At 45.6% G+C, this 23,274-nt stretch carries 22 protein-coding genes, 1 pseudogene and 3 other annotated features (1 of these 26 cut by a window edge); of the genes and pseudogenes, 10 read left to right on the top strand and 13 right to left on the bottom strand.

The window, feature by feature from the left end:
* Window positions 1–112, top strand: a binding site (T-box leader); it begins 117 nt to the left of the window's first position.
* Between the two features lie 33 nt (window positions 113–145).
* Window positions 146–367 (top strand) — a binding site (T-box leader).
* 31 nt (window positions 368–398) lie between these two features.
* Window positions 399–620: a binding site (T-box leader), on the top strand.
* 53 nt (window positions 621–673) lie between these two features.
* Entirely contained in the window at window positions 674–2,590 is a 1,917-nt protein-coding gene (gene thrS, locus BLL41_RS09935; protein WP_071577708.1) for a threonine--tRNA ligase, read from the top strand.
* 119 nt (window positions 2,591–2,709) lie between these two features.
* Entirely contained in the window at window positions 2,710–3,129 is a 420-nt protein-coding gene (locus BLL41_RS09930) for a MarR family transcriptional regulator (protein WP_003242889.1), read from the top strand.
* 42 nt (window positions 3,130–3,171) lie between these two features.
* Here the strand turns inward: BLL41_RS09930 and BLL41_RS09925 are convergent, their stop codons facing one another.
* Window positions 3,172–3,360, bottom strand: a complete 189-nt coding sequence (locus tag BLL41_RS09925; RefSeq protein WP_003222038.1) for a 2-hydroxymuconate tautomerase — start codon at window positions 3,358–3,360, stop codon at window positions 3,172–3,174.
* 108 nt (window positions 3,361–3,468) lie between these two features.
* Here BLL41_RS09925 and BLL41_RS09920 point away from each other — a divergent pair, with 108 nt between their 5' ends.
* The gene (locus BLL41_RS09920) at window positions 3,469–4,128 is read left to right on the top strand and encodes a site-2 protease family protein (protein ID WP_003243167.1); all 660 of its coding nucleotides are present in this window, start codon (window positions 3,469–3,471) and stop codon (window positions 4,126–4,128) included.
* A 13-nt stretch (window positions 4,129–4,141) separates the two neighbouring features.
* Window positions 4,142–4,660 carry a YwhD family protein gene (locus BLL41_RS09915; protein ID WP_015250981.1) on the top strand — a complete coding sequence of 173 codons (519 nt, stop codon included), beginning with the start codon at window positions 4,142–4,144 and terminating at the stop codon, window positions 4,658–4,660.
* Window positions 4,661–4,967: 307 nt separating this feature from the next.
* On the opposite strand, the gene BLL41_RS09910 is transcribed toward BLL41_RS09915, so the two are convergent.
* Entirely contained in the window at window positions 4,968–7,043 is a 2,076-nt protein-coding gene (locus tag BLL41_RS09910) for a transglycosylase domain-containing protein (RefSeq protein ID WP_071577707.1), read from the bottom strand.
* Between the two features lie 202 nt (window positions 7,044–7,245).
* On the opposite strand from BLL41_RS09910, the gene speE reads away from it, so the two are divergent.
* Together speE and speB are read left to right on the top strand one after the other, a co-directional pair.
* The gene (speE, locus tag BLL41_RS09905; protein WP_003227543.1) at window positions 7,246–8,076 is read left to right on the top strand and encodes a spermidine synthase; all 831 of its coding nucleotides are present in this window, start codon (window positions 7,246–7,248) and stop codon (window positions 8,074–8,076) included.
* 60 nt (window positions 8,077–8,136) lie between these two features.
* A complete protein-coding gene (gene speB / locus BLL41_RS09900) occupies window positions 8,137–9,009 on the top strand; it encodes an agmatinase (protein ID WP_071577706.1) in 873 nt (290 codons plus the stop codon).
* A 30-nt stretch (window positions 9,010–9,039) separates the two neighbouring features.
* On the opposite strand, the pseudogene BLL41_RS09895 reads toward speB, so the two are convergent.
* Both BLL41_RS09895 and BLL41_RS09890 read right to left on the bottom strand, forming a co-directional pair.
* Window positions 9,040–9,512, bottom strand: a pseudogene (locus BLL41_RS09895) (YbaK/EbsC family protein).
* Between the two features lie 215 nt (window positions 9,513–9,727).
* The gene (locus BLL41_RS09890; RefSeq protein ID WP_083427982.1) at window positions 9,728–10,873 is read right to left on the bottom strand and encodes a response regulator aspartate phosphatase; all 1,146 of its coding nucleotides are present in this window, start codon (window positions 10,871–10,873) and stop codon (window positions 9,728–9,730) included.
* A 227-nt stretch (window positions 10,874–11,100) separates the two neighbouring features.
* Between BLL41_RS09890 and BLL41_RS09880 the strand changes: the two genes are divergently transcribed.
* Both BLL41_RS09880 and BLL41_RS09875 read left to right on the top strand, forming a co-directional pair.
* The gene (locus BLL41_RS09880; RefSeq protein ID WP_071577705.1) at window positions 11,101–12,456 is read left to right on the top strand and encodes a YncE family protein; all 1,356 of its coding nucleotides are present in this window, start codon (window positions 11,101–11,103) and stop codon (window positions 12,454–12,456) included.
* Window positions 12,457–12,494: 38 nt separating this feature from the next.
* Window positions 12,495–13,871, top strand: coding sequence for a YncE family protein (locus BLL41_RS09875; protein WP_071577704.1), 1,377 nt, complete (start codon window positions 12,495–12,497; stop codon window positions 13,869–13,871).
* A gap of 5 nt (window positions 13,872–13,876) precedes the next feature.
* Here the strand turns inward: BLL41_RS09875 and BLL41_RS09870 are convergent, their stop codons facing one another.
* Genes BLL41_RS09870 through sboA form a run of 9 tightly spaced genes read right to left on the bottom strand, consistent with a single transcriptional unit; the run spans window position 13,877 to window position 20,814 of the window.
* Window positions 13,877–14,578, bottom strand: a complete 702-nt coding sequence (locus BLL41_RS09870; RefSeq protein ID WP_071577703.1) for an antibiotic biosynthesis protein AlbG — start codon at window positions 14,576–14,578, stop codon at window positions 13,877–13,879.
* A complete protein-coding gene (locus BLL41_RS09865) occupies window positions 14,575–15,855 on the bottom strand; it encodes a M16 family metallopeptidase (RefSeq protein WP_071577702.1) in 1,281 nt (426 codons plus the stop codon). Before BLL41_RS09865 ends, BLL41_RS09870 begins: the two co-directional genes overlap by 4 nt.
* A 4-nt stretch (window positions 15,856–15,859) precedes the next feature.
* Window positions 15,860–17,020 (bottom strand): antilisterial bacteriocin subtilosin biosynthesis protein AlbE, encoded by a 1,161-nt coding sequence (albE, locus tag BLL41_RS09860; protein ID WP_083427981.1) that lies wholly within the window; start codon window positions 17,018–17,020, stop codon window positions 15,860–15,862.
* Window positions 17,010–18,320 (bottom strand): antilisterial bacteriocin subtilosin biosynthesis protein AlbD, encoded by a 1,311-nt coding sequence (gene albD / locus BLL41_RS09855; RefSeq protein WP_071577700.1) that lies wholly within the window; start codon window positions 18,318–18,320, stop codon window positions 17,010–17,012. The genes albE and albD overlap by 11 nt, the downstream gene beginning before the upstream one ends.
* Window positions 18,313–19,032: an ATP-binding cassette domain-containing protein gene (locus BLL41_RS09850; RefSeq protein WP_015250992.1), complete on the bottom strand. Its 720-nt coding sequence runs from the start codon at window positions 19,030–19,032 to the stop codon at window positions 18,313–18,315. Before BLL41_RS09850 ends, albD begins: the two co-directional genes overlap by 8 nt.
* Window positions 19,029–19,190 carry an antilisterial bacteriocin subtilosin biosynthesis protein AlbB gene (gene albB, locus BLL41_RS09845; protein WP_003222006.1) on the bottom strand — a complete coding sequence of 54 codons (162 nt, stop codon included), beginning with the start codon at window positions 19,188–19,190 and terminating at the stop codon, window positions 19,029–19,031. Before albB ends, BLL41_RS09850 begins: the two co-directional genes overlap by 4 nt.
* 12 nt (window positions 19,191–19,202) lie before the next feature.
* Window positions 19,203–20,549: a subtilosin maturase AlbA gene (gene albA, locus BLL41_RS09840; protein ID WP_071577699.1), complete on the bottom strand. Its 1,347-nt coding sequence runs from the start codon at window positions 20,547–20,549 to the stop codon at window positions 19,203–19,205.
* A 24-nt stretch (window positions 20,550–20,573) separates the two neighbouring features.
* Window positions 20,574–20,726, bottom strand: a complete 153-nt coding sequence (locus tag BLL41_RS09835; protein ID WP_071577698.1) for a bacteriocin biosynthesis protein — start codon at window positions 20,724–20,726, stop codon at window positions 20,574–20,576.
* A complete protein-coding gene (sboA, locus tag BLL41_RS09830) occupies window positions 20,683–20,814 on the bottom strand; it encodes a subtilosin A (protein WP_003222002.1) in 132 nt (43 codons plus the stop codon). The genes BLL41_RS09835 and sboA overlap by 44 nt, the downstream gene beginning before the upstream one ends.
* A 311-nt stretch (window positions 20,815–21,125) precedes the next feature.
* Here sboA and BLL41_RS09825 point away from each other — a divergent pair, with 311 nt between their 5' ends.
* Window positions 21,126–21,554: a YwiB family protein gene (locus BLL41_RS09825; protein ID WP_071577697.1), complete on the top strand. Its 429-nt coding sequence runs from the start codon at window positions 21,126–21,128 to the stop codon at window positions 21,552–21,554.
* Complete coding sequence (gene argS, locus BLL41_RS09820; protein WP_071577696.1) at window positions 21,551–23,221, top strand: arginine--tRNA ligase; 1,671 nt, start codon at window positions 21,551–21,553, stop codon at window positions 23,219–23,221. Before BLL41_RS09825 ends, argS begins: the two co-directional genes overlap by 4 nt.
* Window positions 23,222–23,274: the final 53 nt, after the last annotated feature.

Genomic DNA, 23,274 nt, shown 5'->3' with positions numbered 1-23,274 from the left:
ACAAGTATCTGATACCGTCATGCTGCGTTACAGCATCTTCAAGCCGATCACCATGTGTAATTGATCGGGAATTTGGGTGGAACCACGGATGATCAACACATTCGTCCCTTTTAGAGGGATGGGTGTGTTTTTTTATATGAATTGAATACATGCAATGAAAAGGACATGAATGATAGTTACGGTTTTCAGAGAGGGAAGGAAAGGTGAGAGCTTCCCAGCTTAGGAGTATCATTTACCGCCTTGGAGCAGCATTGGGGAACTGAAGTATCCAATGCCGTCTATGCTGCGTTACAGCACCGAGCCGACAGCATCGTGTTCGTCGGGAACTTGGGTGGAACCACGGGTTAATCACACACTCGTCCCTATCTGCGGGACGGGTGTGTTTTTTTATGAATTGAATATATGCGATGAAAAGGACATGAATGATAGTTACGGTTTTCAGAGAGGGAAGAAAAGGTGAGAGCTTCCCAGCTTAGGAATATCATTTACCGCCTTGGAGCAGCATTGGGGAACTGAAGTATCCAATGCCGTCTATGCTGCGTTACAGCACCGAGCCGACAACATCGCGTTTGTCGGGAACTTGGGTGGAACCACGGGTTAATTACACACTCGTCCCTATCTGCGGGACGGGTGTGTTTTTTTATATACAACAATGAATAAGGAGTGTTTTAAAATGAGTAAACATGTACACATTCAGCTTGCGGACGGACAGATCAAGGAATATCCGAAAGGCATCACAATCAAGGAAGCAGCTGGTTCGATCAGTTCCAGTCTGCAAAAGAAGGCGGCTGCAGGTCAGGTCAACGGCAAGCTTGTTGATCTCAGTTTCAAGCTGGAGGAGGATGCTGAGCTTTCGATTGTCACACTCGATTCAAAAGAAGGCTTGCAGGTGCTTCGCCACACATCAGCGCACGTGCTGGCCCAAGCAGTGAAACGGCTGTACGGCGAAGTGTCATTGGGGGTAGGGCCTGTGATTGAAGACGGCTTCTACTATGACATGAAGCTGGAGAAAAGCTTGGCATCAGGAGACTTAGAGGCCATCGAAAAAGAAATGAAACACATTATAAATGAGAACCTAGAAATCAAACGTATAGAGGTTTCTTACAAAGAAGCTGAAGAGCTGTTTGCACAAAAAGACGAGCGGCTTAAGCTTGAGATTTTAAAGGATATTCCGCGCGGGGAGGATATCACGCTGTACCAGCAAGGAGAATTCGTTGACCTGTGCCGCGGGCCGCATCTTCCTTCTACAGGAATGATCAAGGCGTTCAAACTGACAAGAGTATCAGGCGCTTATTGGCGCGGAGACAGCAAAAATGAAGTCCTGCAGCGGGTGTACGGGGTTGCGTTTCAAAAGAAAAAAGATTTGGATGCGCACCTGCATATGCTGGAAGAAGCGGCAAAACGAGACCATCGCAAGCTTGGCAAACAATTAGGGCTGTTTATGTTTTCTGAAGAAGCGCCGGGGATGCCATTTTATTTGCCGAAAGGGCAGATTGTCCGCAATGAGCTGGAACGCTTCTCGCGTGAGCTGCAAACAAAAGCCGGCTACGATGAGGTGCGTACGCCGTTTATGATGAATCAGCGGTTATGGGAGCAGTCAGGCCATTGGGATCATTATCGCGACAATATGTACTTCTCAGAAGTGGATGATACAAGGTTCGCAATGAAGCCGATGAATTGTCCCGGCCACATGCTCATCTTTAAAAACAGCTTGTATTCTTACCGGGATCTGCCGATTCGCATGGCGGAATTCGGACAGGTGCATCGCCATGAATACAGCGGCGCTTTAAACGGGATGCTTCGCGTTCGGACGTTCTGTCAGGATGACGCCCATATTTTCGTTCGGGAGGATCAGATTGAGAGTGAGATCAAAGAAGCGATTCGGCTGATTGATGAGGTATATCGGACATTTGGTTTCGAGTATTCAGTTGAGCTTTCGACACGCCCGGAGGATTCATTAGGCAATGACAGCCTTTGGGAAGCGTCGGAACGTGCCTTAGCACGCGTCCTTGAGGAGCTTGGCCTCTCTTATGAGATCAATGAAGGCGATGGGGCGTTTTACGGGCCGAAAATTGATTTCCACATAAAAGATGCCCTGAAACGGAGCCACCAATGCGCGACAATTCAGCTTGATTTTCAAATGCCGGAAAAATTTGATTTAACATATATCAACGAACTCAATGAAAAGGTTCGTCCCGTTGTCATCCACAGAGCGGTTTTCGGCTCGATAGACCGCTTCTTCGGCATTTTGATCGAGCATTACGGCGGTGCTTTTCCAGTTTGGCTCGCACCGCTCCAGGTTCAAATCATACCGGTTTCGCACGTTCGCTTAGACTATTGCAGAAAGGTACAGGCAGAGCTGAAGCAGGTGGGGATAAGAGCCGGCATTGATGAACGCAATGAGAAGCTGGGCTATAAAATCAGAGAATCGCAGGTGCAGAAAATCCCGTACGTGCTGGTGCTTGGAGATCATGAGGAGCAGGAGGATGCGGTAAACGTCCGCCGATTCGGACATCAGCAGAATGAACACGTTTCTTTTCAGACATTCAAAGATAAGCTTGTGAAACAGGTGGAAAATCGAGGCATGTAGGATAAAAGCTTTGAATTCACATTTTGCTTTTTTGACTTTCCCTATTCGGAATCAGTAAAATAATAAGTAAATCATATCGTTCGTATGTTATGAATGCATCTCGAAATGGGGAAATTGACATGGACCATGACAAACTGGAAGCAAATTTGCTGGATCACGCACTGACAAAATATTTGAAAAGCACGAAGCAATTAGATGAAGCCACCGTTCCGAAACACGTGAATAATGTAAGAGGATTTATTCTGCGGATCATATACAGACATGGGAGCTGCACCATAAAGGATATTTTGAAGGAGGTCACACTGTCTCCCTCTGCCACGACCACAGCTCTGAATCATTTAGAGCAGGAAGGGTTTATTGAGAGATCCAGAAATAACAATGACCGCCGCACTGTATGGATTACACTTTCTGAATCGGGCCGGGGAGCGGCTGAACAAATGATCGAAAACCGCCAGCAGCTGATTGACGGGATGTTTGAACGTTTAACAGCCGAAGAGAAGAAGACGTTCTTGGCGATTATTGCGAAGCTGGCTCAATAGAGGTAGAAAAAGCCGGTGCGCGAAGCGCCGGCTTTATAGAGATTATTCCATATCGCTCAGGCGTTTGCCTGCAACGGCATAATGGTCTTTTCTCATTTCTTCTATAAAGACAACAATTTTTTCTTCAGAAGCGCCGGTTGTTTCCTTCACGGCTTCTGTTACTTTCTCGACAAGATTGCGTTTTTGCTCGTCTGTACGGCCTTCGAGCATTTTGACAGTTACGTATGGCATGGGTGCTGAATCCTCCTTTATCTCGTTTCCTCTCTTTAGAAAAAGAGGCTTCTTATAGTATACTGAATAAAGTAAATTCTTGCATTTTGAGAAAGAGGGATATCTCACTTGGACCGTTTTTTATATTATCCGTTATCTTTAATGCCATACCTCGTCATCACGCTAATTGTGTCGTTTACGATGCATGAGCTTGCCCATGCTTATGTCGCATACAAATTTGGTGACGATACGGCAAAAAAACAAGGAAGACTGACGCTGAATCCTATTAAGCACCTTGATCCGTTCGGTACCATTTTGATTTTGGTGGCCGGCTTTGGATGGGCGCGTCCCATTCCTGTTAATCGCCGCTTCTTTAAGAAACCCCGGCTTGCCGGTGTGCTCGTATCTATAGCCGGGCCTGTCAGCAACCTGATTCTTGCCTTTATCGGTTTCTTTTTGTTAGTGTTGATGCATGCGTACGGAATGGAAATGCTTGCGGCATTCAGCACGGGATTGGATCAGTTTTTTTCTATTTGGATACAGCTGAATCTTGTCTTGTTTTTATTTAATCTGCTGCCGCTTCCTCCGCTCGATGGCTATCGAATTATAGAAGATCTCGTTCCGCCGGGCGTGCGTGCCAAAATGACGCAAGCGGAGAGCTACGGCTTTATCGTGTTTTTGGTGCTGTTTGTGACACCGCTCGGATCTTACGTGCTGTGGCCGATGCTCAATGCAGGAAGAGATTCGATTTTAAAGCTGTTTTCAGCGATATTTCAACCGCTTTTGTAGGAGGTAGAACTTCATGGAAGAAAAAAAGAAAAAATCAATCGGGTTTAATATTATCAAAAGTGATCCGACAGACGGACACGGCGGTTTTGGCGTAGGGGCACTCAGCCTTGATAACATTTCTCCCGTATTCGTTGATGTAGAGGAAAAAGAAGCGTTCGTAGACATCGGCGCCATGCATGCCCGCAGCACCGTCGAAAAAGGAATTAAATTTCTCCCGAATAAAGAAGAAGTTCCAAATGGAAAACCATACTGGCTTGTGTGGGTAACGATTGACAGAAAAGAAGAGGGGCCTTATTACGCTGGTGTGACAGCCTGTGAAATGACGGTCGACAGAAGCATTAGAAGAGGCTACAAGTCGCTGCCGGAGCATGTGAATTTGATGGATAAATCCATGAAACGGAAAATCATCGTTGATAAAATGGACGACAGCTCGAAGCGTGTACTAGGCGAATTTCTGAAAAAGCATGATCAGGGCCTATGGGACCGTTCCTCAGATGAGTTAAAAACGAGCCTGCTTCCGGAAGACAATTAATTTGTGAATTTTCTGTGAACTTTTAGAATATTTGAGATATTTTTCGTAAACATTGAGTAAACTGGTGATACAGAAATAGGACATGGAAAATCCCGAGCCGAAACAAGACTCGGGGTTTTTCATTTTTAGGGGGATATAATGTACGAAACCATTCGAGTCGGCGGCTGGGAGATAAAGCGGCGTCGGAGAAATGAGAAATTCACCACTTTATCCCAAAACTGATTGTTCAGCTCGATTATCTAACATTCTTCCATCGATTATGAAGGAACCATACGAATAACCCGGCCTCCGAGAAGCCGGGTTATTTTCAATGATGTCGCCCCAGCCATTTGTCCCACCATTTTTTCTCGGAAGCGGGCTTTTCTTTGGCTGGAAGCCGGTCTTTTGTTTGTTTAGCGGGTTCTGCCCCGTAACACACGTTTGATGGTTCTGTGCCTTTCACAAAATATGTGTAATGCTTAGCGGCGCAGCCGGGACCGGATGAGTAGCCTGTTTCCGGATCAATGTACACACCGGTTACGCCTTTTGGCGGCTTGAACGCGGTTTCCGGTTCGCCTTTGAGCGCGTCCTCCATGAAGTCCGCCCAAATGGTTTTAGCATAGCTTTTTTCTTCGACCGAGTCGATGGTGCTGTTTTTGTCATAGCCGGTCCAAACACCCGCGGCCAGCTTCGGATTGAAGCCGATCATCCAGCTGTCTGCGCTGGTGGTTCCTGATTTTCCGGCATACGTTCTTGTCAGGCGGTTGGCTATCGTTCGTCCTGTAACCGACGTATATCCATTTAAATCGGTATCAAACATGCCTGTCATCATACTCGCTGTGACAAAAGCGGCTTTTTCATCAAGCACTTGTTTATGCTTACTCGGGTTTTCGTACAGCACGTGGCCGGCTGCGTCCGTTACCCTTGAAATAAAAGTCGGTTCGATTTTCTTTCCGCCGTTTGCGAGCATGGCATAGGCGTTGACCATCTCAATCGGGCGCACGGGTTCGGTGCCGAGTGCCAGGGACGGCAGTGCTTGAAGATGGGCGGTAATGCCGAATTCCTTTGCGGCCTTTACGAGTTTGTTCGTGCCGAGAAAAAGATGCGTTTTCACAGCGTAAATATTGTCTGAAAGCGCCAGCGCCTGCAGAAGCGTAATCGGCTTGTTTGCGTAGTATCCGTTATAGTTGCTTGGAGAATAGGTTTCTCCCTTTGCATCAATTTGAAACTCGGTTTCTTCGCTTTTCATCAAAGTGACTGGCGTAAATCCGCTTTGAATCGCTTTATAGTACAGCAATGGCTTGATCGTCGAAGCCGGCTGGCGCTTTGCCTGTGTCGTTCTGTCAAACGGGCTTTTTTGATAATCCCTGCCGCCGACAAGGGCGAGAACGTTTCCGGTGCGGGGATCAATGGCTGAAAACCCGACTTGAATGTCAGAGCCCGCGTTAACCGTTTTAGTAATGGTCTCCTCGGCGATGCGCTGCATCCGTTTATCCACCGTTGTATAGACGTTTAACCCGCTTGTTTCAATTTGCTCCCGTGTCATGCCGAGCTTTTTCTCCAGCTCTCTCATCGCATTGTCATAGAAATAAGGGGCCTTTCTCTTGGAAACTTGTTTGTTCAAAGGCTGATAGGAAAGAGGTTCCTTGATCAGTTCATCCGCTTTCTTTTGGCTGATCATCTGCTGCTTTTCCATCATCCGCACAATCGTTTTCTGGCGTTCCTTGGCTTTCGTCTCATTGACATACGGTGAATAGCCGGAAGGGCCTTTCGGGATTCCTGCCAAAAGCGCCGCTTCAGCATCCGTCAGGTTTTTAGCATGTTTGCCGAAATACAGGCGGGAAGCGGCTTCAATGCCGTAGGCGCCGTGGCCGTAGTAAATCGTATTTAAATAGCCTTCTAATATCTCGTCCTTAGAATAGTTTTGTTCCAGACGGATCGTGTAGAACGCCTCATTCCATTTCCGTTTCCACGTTTTGTCGTGTTCAAGGTATAAGTTTCTCGCGTATTGCTGGGTGATGGTGCTTGCACCCTGAACCTTGGCAAATGCTTTCAGATCAGCAAGCGCCGCGCCTGCCATGCGTTTATAATCAAAGCCGTGATGATCGTAGAAATTCTGGTCTTCAATCGCCACTGTCGCTTTTACGATCGTCGGATTCATGTCCTTTAAGGGGACCCAATAGCGCTTTTCGCCGTAGTTCGTTTCCCCGAGCTTTGAGCCGTCACTCGCATACAAAATCGTGGATTGCGGCACTTGCACCGAGGGAGCGCCCTGGTATTTGGCTATTAAAATGACAGTCATAAACACGGCAGCTGCCGCCAAGGCCGCAAAAGCCCCTAAAAAGATAAAGGCGCGAACGGTTTTGAGCGTCAGTCTCAGCCGTTTATTTGTCATTGCATCCACAACGGGTTCCCCCCTTTTTTTATGTTTCTACTATTATGAGAAAAAAAGATCGTTTTTAAACATCGCAGAACAGGACGCATCTTTACTTTTTCCCCGCCATCCTCTATACTTTTTCCTTAGGTGAAAATGAGATTTCAACCGAGAATAAAAGCTGATTAGACGCTTACAATAAATGAATACAGCCTCGAAAGGGAGATGACAATTGAGCGAACTTTGGTACACAGAGAAGCAGACGAAAAACTTTGGCATTACGATGAAGGTTAACAAAACGTTACATACAGAACAAACGGAGTTTCAGCATTTAGAAATGGTGGAAACAGAAGAGTTCGGCAACATGCTGTTTTTGGACGGCATGGTGATGACATCTGAAAAAGACGAATTCGTTTATCACGAAATGGTGGCGCATGTGCCATTATTTACGCACCCAAATCCGGAGCACGTTCTTGTAGTCGGCGGCGGTGACGGCGGCGTTATCAGAGAAATCCTGAAGCACCCAAGCGTGAAAAAAGCGACACTTGTAGATATTGATGGCAAGGTGATCGAATACTCTAAAAAGTTCCTTCCTTCTATCGCAGGCAAACTGGATGATCCGCGCGTTGACGTGCAGGTAGATGACGGATTTATGCACATTGCAAAATCTGAAAATCAATACGACGTCATCATGGTAGATTCAACTGAACCAGTCGGACCGGCTGTAAACCTGTTTACAAAAGGATTCTACGCAGGAATCGCTAAAGCGCTGAAAGAAGACGGCATTTTTGTCGCACAGACGGACAACCCATGGTTTACACCGGAATTAATCACAAATGTACAGCGCGACGTGAAGGAAATTTTCCCGATTACGAAGCTGTATACGGCGAACATTCCGACATATCCAAGCGGTTTGTGGACATTTACAATTGGCTCGAAAAAATATGATCCGCTTGCAGTGGAAGACAGCCGTTTCTTCGATATTGAGACGAAATATTACACAAAAGATATTCATAAAGCGGCATTTGTTCTGCCGAAATTTGTGAGTGACCTGATTAAATAATGAAGGTATGGCGCAGGAGCGAATCTTGCGCTTTTTTACAGGAAAGCGAGGGTATTATAGATGAGATTTGATGAAGCTTATTCAGGAAAAGTATTTATCGCGAGCCGTCCAGAGTGGGAAGGGGCGGACGCCATCCTTTACGGCATGCCGATGGACTGGACGGTCAGCTATCGCCCGGGCTCACGCTTTGGCCCGAACAGAATTCGCGAGGTGTCAATCGGCCTTGAAGAATACAGCCCGTATTTAGACCGTGACCTGGCCGACCTGAACTTCTTTGACGCCGGCGACATTCCGCTGCCGTTCGGAAATCCGCAGAGAAGCCTTGATATGATTGAGGAATACGTGGACAGCATCCTGGAAAAAGGGAAATTCCCAATGGGCATGGGCGGGGAGCATCTCGTGTCATGGCCCGTCATTAAAGCGATGCACAAGAAATATCCAGACCTTGCGATTATCCATTTTGACGCGCATACAGATCTTCGCGTTGATTATGAGGGAGAACCGCTTTCTCACTCTACGCCGATCCGCAAAGCGGCAGAATTAATCGGACCACAAAATGTATATTCATTCGGAATTCGTTCCGGCATGAAGGAAGAGTTTGAATGGGCGAAGGAAAACGGCATGCACATCTCAAAATTTGAAGTGCTTGAACCGTTAAAAGAAGTGCTTCCGAAGCTAGCGGGCCGTCCGGTTTATGTCACAATCGACATTGACGTATTGGACCCTGCCCACGCACCAGGAACAGGAACGGTTGACGCCGGCGGCATCACGTCTAAAGAACTGCTTGCATCCGTCCATGAAATCGCGCGTTCAGAGGTAAACGTAAAGGGTGCTGATTTAGTGGAAGTCGCACCGGTGTATGACCACTCAGAGCAAACGGCAAACACAGCCAGCAAAATCATCCGTGAGATGCTGCTTGGGTTTGTGAAATAAGTAAACATCCAGACGATGTCTGGATGTTTTTTATTCCCAGTCTTTGCAAACATCAATCCACGCTTTTGGGAAAGAAAATTCGGATAATTCTTCCGGTGTTAATTCAATAGCGGAGTTTCTGCTGCCGCATGCGGGGAAAACAGTCTCAAACCGTTTCAGCGATACATCAAGATAAACCTCAAGATCATGAGCCAATCCAAACGGGCAAACTCCTCCAATTTCATGGCCTGTCTGCTCCAGTACCTCATTAGGAGAGAGCATTTTTGCTTTAAAGCCAAATGTTTGCCTGAACGTTTTGTTGTCGATCTTGGCATCGCCGGCTGCCACAATCAGAATCGCCTGATCTCCTTCCCCTCTGAAGGACAGGGTCTTGGCGATTCTACCCGGGCTCACGCCAATCGTCTCAGCTGCTGTTCAACTGTCGCACTCGACGTTTCAAACTCCATCACATCATTTTGTCGATTCCACTGTTTAAAGTGGGTTCTCACACTTTCCAGAGACATGCTGCATGGCCACCCTCTTCAAGATTATTGAAAGAATCATAGGGATGGATTGGGAGGCATGGGTAAAGAGGGGACAAAAAAACCGCCGATGGACGGCGGTTTTTTTATTTTATATCATGGCTCGTTCAGCAATTTCAATATCGTTTATAAAGATGTATGTTACCTCATTCAAAAACAATGTTGCAGCACTTATTGTCAAACAAGCGATTAGTAACTTATACTTCAATTTCATACAAATTCACTCCCCCTTGAATGTGCTGTCTGATATCTTCAACCTTCAAAAAATAAGCTGAGGCTTTTTTAAAATCCTCTAACCTATAGTAGTATTTAGCTGCATCAAGGGCTAAATCCTCCATATCAGCGTACATCAATTTACTTTCAAGGAAAAGAAAACATTTATTAATTTGTTCATCATTTGGCCCAGATAAGTGTAAAGATTTTAAAAATTCAAACTTGTGGAGATAAACAGTATCCTCAGCTTTCAGAGAATGGGTTAATCCCTTATTATAATATTCTTCTGCTTTTTCCAGATTACCTAAATTAAAATATATTTGTGTAATCAAGAAGTATGGCTGAGGAAGGGAATTTATGATTTCTGCATTCTCAAATACAGTTATAGCTCTTACCAAGTGATCTACGGCATTTTGAAAGTCTTTTTGGTTATTATGACAAAGTGCAACATTATATAAAGTTCTTCCCATTAATTGAGGCTGTTGTTCAGCCTCAGCCATCGAAAAGGCTTTTTTGAAATGAGATATTGCTTGATCATATTGTTTTAAATCTAAGAAATTTGCCCCGAACAAGGAGTGGCACTGAGTAAGCCTTATGTCATATGAAGCCTGCGCTGTGTAAATTTCATACGCTTGTCTAGCGTAATCCATTGATACATAAGTTTGTTTCATGTAATAGTAAACTTCAGACATCTTAAAGAAAAACTCAGCTTTCTCTATCCGATCCTTAACAAATATCAGCTTGCTTTCGGCCTTCTTGAAAAATTTAATAGCCGACAGATATTCCCGCTGGTCCAGTTCATACATGCCCCTGAAGAAATTAAAGTAATAATCAAGGACTCCAGTTAAACGAGCCTGTTTTTTATCAATCTCAAGCAGCAGATCAGACAGTCTCGGCTGTTCCTCAATCCTCATTTTTTCTAACGGTTCAAGGTACTCAAGCATCAGGTTGTGCCGAAACTCCATCAGTGAGTAGTACAAATGAAGGTCTTGGTCTTCTTCCATTTGATCCAGCTCTTGCTTGATTTCTCGTCGCAAATATTCTGCATCGGGTATGCTGAATCGGCGTATGTACATATACCATTCGTTAATCTTTTCTCCGATGGAAGAAGAAGATATGACACCTGTCACGTTTGTAAATCCCTCCCTTCATAATTCTATATATGTCATATTTTATCATCAACATTCTTGTGAGAAGCGCAAAAAAACCGCAATTTTTTCTTTCGTTACCCCGCATGTTTGGAGATATTTTCAAAAAGAAGCTTTTATCCCCGGTAATGTGTACAAGCAAACATGCTACACTTCCATATTCTGTTGTATCTGCGTGAGCAGTGTATGTCTGAAAAGGGAGTGAAGGAATGAGAAAAAACAAGCTTTCCTTTAAAGAAAAAGCAGGAGCAGCACAAGAACCGTGCTTATGTTTTTGTGAGGAAGAAGCAAGCCGCGAGGCCATGTTTCAAGCACCGATTGAATTACCTGAAGGGTTTGTCGTTGATCCGGCTGAAGCTGTTGCAAGTGTCACGTGGAATGCAGACAGCCTTTCCTGTGTCAGTGAACGATGCTTAATTCAAACGGGGCCTGAGCCTGATGAGGTCGGTGTTCAATTTGCAGTGCGCCTGCAGGGAACCGTTACGCTTCTTGTCAGTGTCTCACCTGTGCGAAATCAATATGGACAAGGGGATGGGGCTGTTTCCGTCATTCACAATGCAGAGATCGATCAAGTCGTCTATTATTCCGATGAACCGGAAGATTGCCCGGATATCAGTGACATCACGATCGAAAACCTTGTTGTTGTTCCGCCCTTTTACGGCAGTCCTTTGTCGGTGACGGGGACGATTGTGCTTGTTCCTGAGCCGGAGCCTGTTTATGCGTTTACAGGGAATCCAAATGATCAATCAGTTTCTGTGATTGATACAAACACTCATACTGTTGTGACTACGATTGCTCTACCGTACCGGCCGACAGGTATTGAAATAACCCCGGATAAAAGCGCTGTGTTTGTCTTGCATTTTAACAATAATGTGATTTCTGTCATTGATTATGACACATTAACGGTGACAGCATCCATACTGCTGGATCAGCCGCCACAAGCGATCAAATTTATCCCTAATCATGAGTTTGCTTATGTTCTCGGCGATACTGCGATTTATGTGATTGGAATTGATGCGTTAACTGTGGATAGGTCGATTCCTGTGGAAGGGTTTGATTTTGCAATTGATCCCAATGGGTTATTCGCCTATGTTCTTAATTTTGGTTTAGTTCAAAAAGTGGACCTATCCACCGGTGAAGTCACAGGAACGATTGAACGAGAGCTTATCGTATCATCCATAGAAACAGATTCTCCGGAGCGGTATGCGTATGTCTTAGAACAAGAATTCTTATTCAATTATTTGACGGTTATTGACTTAAATACGTTTACGATCAGCAATACCCAAGAACTGGAGCCTGACGGCCAATATAGAATGTTTACGAGCGGAACAGGTGTGTATTTATATGACGACTTTACCGGCAATTTATATTCTGTCAGTCCGAATGGTGCAGGCGTTATAGGAAATCTTCCGCAATCGGCAAGAGACTTTGCGTTTACCCCGAATGGCGAATTTCTGTATGCAACTCATTTTTTAGAGCAGAACATCACTGTTTACAACACGGATGGCTATTCTGTGGAAACTGTGATATCTCTTGGGGTTTCACCGGGGCCTATTACGATTTAACCGCTGCATGTTGTGCATTTTTAAAAGGACGTGAATTCATGAAAAAGAATGATCTTTCTGCTTTACAGGAAAATTGTTTCTGTTTTTGTGATGAGGAAATCGGTCGGGAAGCGCCGTTTCAAGTGCCTATAGATATCCCTGAGGGCTTTAAGGTTGATTCGGCCGAAGCGTCAGCGGCTGTTACATGGAGTACAGACAATTTGTCCTGTGTCAGTGAGCCTTGCTTAATCAAGACTGGGCCGGAAACAGAAGATATCGGTGTTCGATATGCTGTGAGAGTACAAGGGACCATTACGCTTCTTGTCAGTGTGTCGCCTGTGCGAAATCAATATGGACAAGGCAATGGGGCGGTTTCTGTGATTCATACTGAAGAGATTGATCAAGTTGTTTATTATGCAGCACAGTCTGGCCGCTGTCCTGATTTCAGTCAAATAACAGTGGAAGACCTTCTCATTGTACCGCCTTTCTACGGCAGTCCGCTTACGGTGACCGGGACACTTGTTTTACCGCCATCACCAGACCCTCAATCGTATGTATTTACTGCCAATACTGGAGACAGCACGGTTTCGGTTATTGATGCAGATTTAAACACGGTTGTAAAAACAATCCCTTTTTCTGACGTGCCGACTAATCTAGGCGTTACTTTCGATAAAGCATTCACATATGTCCTCCATGGGAATACCAACCTTGTCTCAGTGATTGATAATAAAACATTGAGTATCATAAATACCATTACTGTTGGGGGAGGGCCGAGAAAGATCGAATTTGATCAAACAGATGAGTTCGCGTACGTGATGGCAGCCGGATCTATATATATGATTAACACGGCCAATCAATCAGTAATTGACGTAATCGCGACACCCGGCGCTTTAGACTTTGCTCTTGATCCGAATGGACAGTATGTCTATACCGCTAATGGAAGCAGTTGGTCGGTTGATAAATATGATGTAAATACTGGGCAGTTGGTAGAAAGTATCATAGATACATTTGAATTTCCCAGTTTAATTGCAACTCCTTACGCTGGAAACTTTGCGTACGTGTTGAATGGTGAGCTGTGGCCGAAAGGTGTAACGGAGATCAGTTTGTCACCATTAAGCAGGGGAGGGGACTTCAACCGTTTATTTGAAACTCTGAGGACGATTGTATTTTCTCTCGATAGCAATAGAGCTTATTTTCTAGAGCCATATAGTGAACCGTTTCTCGTTAATAACTTATACGTAGTTAATACGGCTAGACAGAGGATAATTGCAAACGTGTCTCTGCCCGGCGCCTTTGACCTTGCCGTAACGCCGGACAAACAGTATATCTATGCGGCACAGCCCAACGACAATGCCGTGACCGTGTACCGCACAAGTGATTATACAGCTGTGACGGTGATTCCGGTTGGCGCGGGTCCGTCTGCGATTGCGATGTAGCGATTTTATAGATCAAGAGAAGCGGTGCTGCGATAAGAGAATCGTTTATAAATAAATGATCCGATTTGCTGGATGGCAGCCAGGATAATCAGAAACAGCAGTTCACTTATAGTGAAACTGAGCATCCACCATATCCCGGCTGCTGCCAGCGCTCCCGCAAGCACTTTTCTGAACAGGCTGCCGTGCTGCAAAAGCTGCCGCAAATACGTTCGCATGCAAAACAATAAATACAAGATCAGTAACAGCGCAAGTCCCATTGAAACGGCAGGGGGCGTGTCCAGGCGGAAAGGAACGGCTTTAACGATTTCGAACATGCAGCCGAATATGACGACTTGGCACAACACGGCAGCCATTACGTATGTTTGACGGACGTTTTTATAGCTGTCACGCAGCGATTTGACGTCATCTGCATAGCGGCTGCACAAGTTGTGTTGCTGAAAGTCACAGCAGCTTTGATGAGACTGTGTGAGTTTCTGAAAGGCTGCTGTCATGTTTTTCACGGATTGGGTGACATAGTGAAGATAGAGAAAAGCAGGCAGCATCAGGATGGCGGCGGCACAAGCCAGCAGTCCGAGCCGCACGGCATCACTGTTGATCATCTGTACATATTGGGCGGCGGATTCGGCGGCGGCCTGAACCCAGCCAAAGGAATAAGCCGCCATACCGATAAGCAGCAATAACAAGGTAAAGACAGTGCTTTTTCTCATTGTTTGATCGCCTCTTTCTGGGAAACATGAATGATCGCTTTGTTAGAAGATGCCAATGCATCAATGAGAGACAAGAAAATCTGCGTATCCATATCTTGAATGATGTGGTACATGTCAAGAAACGAGCAATCGCTCCTGTCACACTCGGCAGCCCATTCGAAGCATTTACGCACATAATCACTGTCATAAATGATCGCGTCCGTCAAAGAGTCCTTGCCGTATTGAAGCCAGGACGCAACCTGTTCTTTCTGCTGCGTGACATAGTATGATGCGACATCAATATAAGCTGAAGAATGGGTCCCTTGACTGTGAAGGATCAAGAAACCGCCATCCTCATATATATGTGTCTCGGCTGACAAGCGATCAATTTCCAGGCGGTACGTTTGCTGAATCTCTTGAAAAAACGGTGAATCTAATTGAAATAGAATACGAGACGCGATATCCCAATAAAGCTTTACCGTCAACAGATCGTTTTGCCCGGGAAGTGCGCCGATCTGCAGTCCGGTCCATGTATCTTCCATCCGCTCCTCATCACCCAGCACCATTTTTTGTGAAAGGGGTGGAGGGCATGCCGGGATGATTTTCTTTTCAGCTTGATAATGCGGACGCTTTTGCAGCTGAAGGTGAGAAGGTAAAAGCATTTCCGTATCTTCTGAACCCCCAATCAAAAACAGCGTCATCCGTTGTGCTTGGTAGGCAGCCTTATAGGCTTTTTGTAAATCACCGATGTCCAGCGCCTCAATATCCTCGATTCTGCCTGCGGGGAAAACGGCAGCAGGTGAGGTGGGAGAAAGCATGCTGATCAGCTGATAATGATATGAGAGCTGGTGGTTAAGGTGTGCTGTTTGAATTTCGCTTGTAATCACAGCTTTTTCCTGAGCGACAATCTTTTTGTCAAATGAGTGGTTCCATAAAGCATCAAGCAGGATGGGGATCGTTTGTCTGAGCCGATCCGGTAATGAGGTAAACATGAAATTGGTATCGGTGTAGGTAGTGAATGCGTTTAAAAGCGCGCCATGCGCAAAAAAATCACTGTACAGATTGCGGCCGTTATGCCAGAAGAGAAGATGCTCTAAAAAATGCGCTGTGCCATACGGAAGCAGTGTATCATCGGATTCTGCCCGTATACATACATCCCGGCTTCCAAAATCGATTTTCACATTGCACAGCCGCAGGTGGGCGCGGGGGAATTTCAATCTGAATATTTTCAGTCCGCTGTCTGTGTATCTGATATCGATTTGTTCATCCAGCTGTTGAAAAAAGGCTTTCTTTTCCATCTCTTCATCCCCTTACTACATGAGCTCCGATATAATTGATAGTCGCTATGAATTGCAATACATCGCGGCATGTAACCGCTGAGATGCCACCCAGCAAGGCTTCTTTCGTGCAGGAGAAGCGGCGCAGGATCCCCATATAGGCCAATAGACCTTCTGGAGAATCGAATTGCAGCAGCATTTCATTCCGTAAAAATTGTTTTGCCTGTTCCAGTTCCCGCTCATTCGTTTGAAAAGCTGAAACAGCTTCCAAAACGCGCGGAGGAATGTCCTTCTCATGAAGCTGATCCGTACATATTGAAACAAGCAGCAAATTGTTCATGACATCGTAACGGGTGATGGCGTGATAGACTGCCAGATCCTTCTCTCGGAAGTGCTTGAATAAAGCGGAATGGCCGTACTTTCCAAGTAATCCGTCTATCAGCTGGATTTTGATATAATCGCTGGCATCTTTCATTTCTTCGCAATCAAATCCGAGTGTCAAGACGGAAGAACCTGCAGCGCTGCGTGTCTCTGTTTCAAAAACATGCCGGTTCACGGGTATTCTTCCGGCCGTCACGGCGGAGGTTCGCGGGGCATGTCCAAGAACATCACATGCTTGTACTTGTCCCAATATGTTCAGCTGTTTTTGCTGGGATACTAAATCAACGATAAAGTCCGTTGCGTCAAGAAACCGTTTAGGATGAATCGCCTTTATCCTGTCTTTCCGGCCAAACATGCCTGTGCCGTACATCGGGTTTCCGAAGACCTCCTCAGCCAAGCGTGCTGCCGAGTAGGAGAAGGGATCAGCGAATTTCTTTTCGATTTTCAGCAGCAGCTCATTCCGTGCTTTTTCAACGGCTTCGGGTGAAAGGGAAGAAGGGAAAGACATGTCTGCAAAAGTTTTCATTAGGGCGTCAACATGAAGATTCCCGTTATACATTGGGTGAATCAAACGGGTTCCGCAGGTTTTCAGCTGCTGATCAAAAAAGAGATTCGCCGAGTACATGAAACGGCTGCCGGCAGCATAACCGAAAGCGTCAATGATTTGCTCCTTCAGGTATGCAGCGGCGCCGTAAAAATAAATTGTTTCTTCCTCCGGTTCCGCCGCGCCTTCGATCGGTTTCAGAAAGCTCGCGGCGATTGATATAGTTGAAAATTGATGAGTCTTCAGCAGGTTAACTTCCAAGCCGTTCTCTCTTGCTTGTATCAAAGAAACCACCATCCTGTTTTTGCAGGTAATAGACTATGATCAGACCGGCTATCGGAACGACTGCCAAGGAGACAGCGGTGCCGGCTAATGTGGCTAAGAATAGGGGGAGACAAAACAGATAAGACCGATATTTTGAGAAACCGCTCCATAGCTGCTGCTCCGTCTGCCAGCTGAAGGACGGCCTTTTTTCATCCGCGGTTAACCTGATAAACGCTCCCGCCAGCAGCAATTCCATACACTGCATAAAAGTGAGAGCTGAAATCGGACGGCCGCTGATGAAACCCACAATGATAGCGACAAGGAGAAATCCGCCTGCCAATAGGCCGGCATAAAAACGATATTTCGCCCAAAACATCGTTTTCCGCTTGATCGGAAGCGTGATAAGCAGCATCCGGTCGTTTTTTTCAATCGAGTACAAAAGGGCGATCGGCGAGCAGATGAGCAAAAGCGCGGAAATCACGATATAAATCACTTGCTGATTGAAGATGCCGGTGTTCATCATCTGGAACGAAAAGAATCCGCTGAACGCCGCCATCACCGCGTAATTTAACAGCATCGCTTTAGAAGAGATAAATCGGTTCCATTCTCTTTTGTAAAACGAAAATTCAGATCGCCGCATAAATGAATGCATCTTGCTCTGCTGCGGAGGCGCCTGCAGAAAGACAGGAAAGTCAATGATCACCGCCCACAGCATATGAACCGCGCAAAGCGGAAGCGTGGCGGCCGGCATCAAAGCAGCGCTGAGACATACACAGGCGAATATCACCGCATGCAGCAGAAACATCCAGTTCTTCTTTTTGACGAAGTGGTTGCTTAGCACAACTCCGAAAATAATGGAGTAAACGGTAAAAAACGAAAACCTGCCGAGCCAAAACAATGTTTGCGCCCCTGACAGCGTTCCGTTTCCAAATAAGAACAGCGGTAAAATAAAAAAGAATAAAGTTCTTCTCAAACAGGTATCGACAAACAAAACGACACTCTGAGCAAGCCAAAAGCTCCGTGAAGAAATCGGCAGCAGGCAGCTCAGTTTCATATAAGATTCCTTCCATTGAGATGTCACAGAAAGAAACACCATATATGCGTTCATTAAAAGAAGCGCGAGTATGATATACGTTTTGCGCAACACCGATTCATCAATGCCGGCCTGGCGGATCAGCCCGATTTCAAACACGGCCAGAATGACAAGGCCTGCGGCAATGCGTATGGCGTCCTTTTTCCCTTGCCGGCTGTAAAGCTGTTTGAACAGCAAAGACATGATAGGGATTATGTTATTCATGGCCGATCACCTCGAAAAATTCCCGCCGCAGATCGGTCTCCTCTCCAATTGGAATGACCTTTTGGATCTGTTTGTTGTGAAGAATGGCCGCATAATCACAAAATCTTTGCACGACATCGAGCAGATGAGAAGAAAACAAAATGGTTCCGCCTGCCTCGCAGTACTCGCGCATTTTCTGATAAAAGACCTCTATCGATTCCACATCCAAACCGACGAGCGGCTCATCCAAAATAAACAGGGGAGCGCGCAGCAATAAGCCTGTCATCAACACAACCTTTTGCCTGTTCCCCAAGGACAGCTCTGAAATTCTCCTGTTGATGTATTTTGAAAAATGAAAGGCCTCGGCCAAACTGGCAAACTGCTGCTCTGAAAAATCCTTTTGGTAAAGCGAATGGACGAAAGACACATAGTCCTTCGCCGTAATTTCTGTAAACAGCAGCGGATAATCGGCGGCGAAGTAACGGTGAATCTTCAGCTGATCTGATGTTTTCTGGGGCATGCCGGCCTCCGCTTCAATTCCGCACAGCGTAAAGCGCCCGCTGAAATTGCGGTTCACGCCTGTCAGTGTATTAATCAGTGTCGTTTTTCCGGCGCCGTTTACCCCAAGCAGCCCGTAAACGGCGCCTTTTTCTAAATGTAAATCCACTTGTTCTAAGATGACGTTGTCCCGTTCATACCAAACGGATACATCGTGTATATCCAAAATGCTCATCGCGAGTCAGCCTTCCGCGCGCGCATCCCGAACAGAATGGCAATGGCAATGAAAATCAGCGTAAACAGATAATCGCTTTTGACAAAATAGACGACTGCGCCGATGACAAAGATAAATGAAAGGATATACAGTAAAATTCTTCTTTGTGCTGGTGACAAATCGTTTCCCTCCTAAATAAGCTGGACCACGTCTTCTAATTGTTCGTTTTTCGCCCAAGAGCAAATGTTTTTCCGGTGATATTTGTTAGAGTTCAGCCCTTTTAAGTAACAACCTCCGCAATAGCCGCTGAACGGGCATTTGTCTTTCATGCAATGCTCGCTGAACCGCGGCGCCTGCGCTTGCCACAGTTTATGGACGAGAGGGGAGTTAAAGATGCTTTCATAAGAATCATGAAAAATATTTCCCAATGAAAATTCCTTTGGAAAGAGGGCGCACGGACGTACTTCGCCGAACGGGCTGATCACAATGGACTTCCAGCCAGCGCCGCAATTGGCCGCGCGTTTTCTCTCATAGGGAATAATCGGAATCAGATCTTTAAACTCATCAATCACATTTTGCTCGTATTCCATAAACTTGCGGTGCTGCTCGGCGTCTTTCGTTGGATGGACAATATCCCTGCCTCTTCCGAAATCATCAACCCAATTGTAAGAGAACGCCTTCGCTCCAAGATCCCGAACCTTTTGGGCCATATCGTGGATTTCCCACATGTTTTTTTCGAAGACGGACATGGCGACTCTGACAAATATACCGTGGTCACTCAACAATTTTATCGTTTTACAAGTTTGGGCAAAAGAGCCTTTTCTCCCTCTAAAGGAGTCATGGACCTCGGAATTGACACTATCAAGAGAAATGCCGACGATGATTTTTTGCTTGTAAGTCTTCAAAAGCTCCAGGCTCTCTTTCCGCATGAGTGTTCCGTTCGTTAAGACAGCGACTTTTTTGAACTTTTTACACACATAGTCAAGAATCTCATTGGCGTTTGGATGGACAAAAATTTCCCCGCCCGTGATTTCGCATGTCAATACACCGTTATCAAACAGCATATCAGCCGTTTTTTTGAATTGCTCAATCGACACGGTGCCGAGCGCTTCAGGTGAGCTTTCCAAATAACAGTGGGCGCATTTCAAATTACAGCGGTGCGTCAGCTCAAAGGTGGCGTGGAGCGGCATCGGAAATTCATTGCTTCCGCTCGTGGTGATTGTATGGTGGCTGGCCCGGTTTCCAAGCTGGATAACCTGCTTGTTCTGGAGCATGTTGAGCATGTCGTAATACCAATCTTTATGGTCTTCCGGTGATTCATCATACACTGCACATTGCTCAGCTAAAATCTGCTCAGCTGTTTTTTGGCCGTCCATGCGCATGCAAAGCTCGTAAGCCGTTTTGTTGAGATCCAAATACTCAAAGTCAGAAATGGAGACATTATCGCGCAAGTAGTCGATTTCTAACACGCCGCCTTCAGGAAGCTGGTGAACTCTTACACTTTCATTAATAAATGGAAACATCTGCTCTATAAACAAAATACCATCCCCTATACATATGATTCAAATGAAAAACGATTGTGTATGTATATCCAAGAGGTAGATTTTAGTTAAAAATTGTAATTTACTTAAAAAGGGCATAGTAGAAAGACTATGCCCTTTTTGGAGAACCTTATCCCCATAGACCGAATAGACCTGTTGCACCGGCAATTTCAAAATCAGGGATAGGGCCGTCCACTAAACAAGCGGCTCCGATCGAGCATGTTGCACAACCTTTGTTTTCTACAATGACAGCTTTTTTCATAATTGAGTCCTCCCTTTTTTTGTTTTTCTAGCAGATCTATGTTGTACTTTTATCTTAAAACTATCAAATTACTAATTCAATACATATATTTTGAAAAAAATGTGAAATGAAAATGATAGATTTCGGAAAAATGTAACATTCCCTAAAGGTAATTAGTGATATGATTTTCTCTTCTATTAAAGAAATGCTTTTTATGAGGTTTATCTTCAAATCTGATGAGCAATGATGGTAAGATAGAAGCAGTTGAAGTTTACAAACCGAATGATTATACTATTCAAGTCAAAGTGGAATGATGAAAAGGACGTGTCAGAATGAAGCAAGAGACACCGATAACACTCCATGTGAAGTCTGTGATCGAGGATGACGGAAACCAAGAGGTCATCGAATTCCGCACCACCGGATTTTACTATGTAAAACAAAATAAAGTGTATCTATCTTATTATGAAGAACACGACTTAGGCAAAGTCAAAACGATTGTGAAAGTAAGCGAAGGCGAAGTTCTGGTCATGAGGTCAGGAGCTGTCAAAATGAATCAGCGTTTCGTAACGGGAGCTTCCACAATTGCTAAATATAAAATGTCATTTGGTGAGCTTGAGCTGAAAACAAGCACAAAATCGATTCAATCTGATCTCGGTGAAGAAAAAGGCCGTATCAGCATCGCATATGACATGCATGTCGGAGAAGAGCAGGAGCATTTACATAATATGACGATCACGTATGAGGGAGGAACTCACGCATGAACATTGCGGAACAAATGAAGGACGTGCTGAAAGAAGAAATCAAAGCGGCCGTTCTGAAAGCGGGACTGGCTGAAGAAAGCCAGCTTCCTAATGTCGTTTTAGAAACACCGAAAGATAAAACACACGGCGATTACTCAACAAATATGGCGATGCAGCTGGCGAGAGTCGCAAAAAAAGCGCCGCGCCAAATCGCTGAAGAGATTGTCGCTCATTTTGATAAAGGAAAGGCTTCGATTGAAAAACTGGATATCGCCGGCCCGGGTTTTATCAATTTCTATATGAACAATCAATATTTAACAAAGCTGATTCCGTCTGTACTGGAAGCAGGGGAAGCATACGGGGAAACGAACATCGGAAACGGTGAGCGAGTTCAGGTAGAATTTGTATCAGCGAATCCGACGGGAGACCTTCACCTCGGACATGCACGCGGTGCGGCTGTCGGTGACTCCTTGTGTAACGTGCTTTCAAAAGCGGGTTACGATGTAAGCCGCGAATACTACATTAACGATGCGGGAAACCAAATCAACAATCTGGCGCTTTCTGTTGAAGTCCGTTACTTTGAAGCGCTCGGCTTGGAAAAAACGATGCCGGAGGACGGCTACCGCGGCGAGGATATCATTGCGATCGGAAAGCGTCTCGCTGAGGAATACGGCGATCGTTTCGTTAATGAAGAGGAAAGTGAACGCCTCGCGTTTTTCCGTGAATACGGACTGAAATACGAGCTGGAAAAGCTGCGCAAGGACTTGGAAAACTTCCGTGTGCCATTTGATGTGTGGTATTCAGAAACGTCACTGTACCAAAACGGAAAAATCGACAAGGCGCTTGAAGCGCTCCGTGAAAAAGGCCATGTCTATGAAGAAGACGGCGCGACTTGGTTCCGTTCCACAACGTTCGGCGATGATAAAGATCGCGTATTGATCAAGAAGGATGGAACGTACACGTACCTGCTTCCTGATATCGCGTACCATAAGGACAAGCTTGACCGCGGCTTTGATAAGCTGGTCAACGTTTGGGGCGCCGATCACCACGGCTACATCCCGCGCATGAAAGCGGCAATCGAAGCGCTGGGCTATGAAAAAGGAACGCTTGAAGTAGAAATCATTCAGCTCGTTCACCTTTACAAAAACGGCGAGAAAATGAAAATGAGCAAGCGGACCGGTAAAGCCGTAACGATGCGTGACTTGATTGAAGAAGTCGGCTTGGATGCCGTGCGTTACTTCTTTGCGATGCGCAGTGCGGACACACATATGGATTTTGACTTAGATCTTGCTGTATCAACATCTAACGAAAACCCTGTGTATTATGCACAATATGCGCATGCCCGTATTTGCAGCATGCTTCGCCAAGGGGAGGAGCAGGGACTTACACCTGCGGCAGATCTTGATTTCAGCCATATCCAATCGGAAAAAGAATATGATCTGCTGAAAACGATCGGCGGCTTCCCAGAGGCAGTGGCGGAAGCAGCGGAAAAACGAATTCCGCACCGTGTCACAAACTATATTTATGACCTGGCTTCCGCTCTGCACAGCTTCTACAACGCAGAGAAAGTCATCGACCCTGAAAATGAAGAGAAAAGCCGTGCGCGCCTGGCTTTAATGAAGGCAACGCAAATTACGCTGAACAACGCGCTTCAGCTGATTGGCGTATCGGCTCCGGAAAAAATGTAATGATGATCAAAGGACAAAGTCTTCGGGCTTTGTCCTTTTTTTATGAGGAAAAC

Origin of the sequence: Bacillus sp. FMQ74, from assembly GCF_001875785.1 — a bacterium.
In the GTDB taxonomy this organism is placed as follows: domain Bacteria; phylum Bacillota; class Bacilli; order Bacillales; family Bacillaceae; genus Bacillus; species Bacillus stercoris.
Note: the sequence above shows the minus strand (reverse complement) of the source record. Positions and strands in the feature narration are given on the sequence as shown.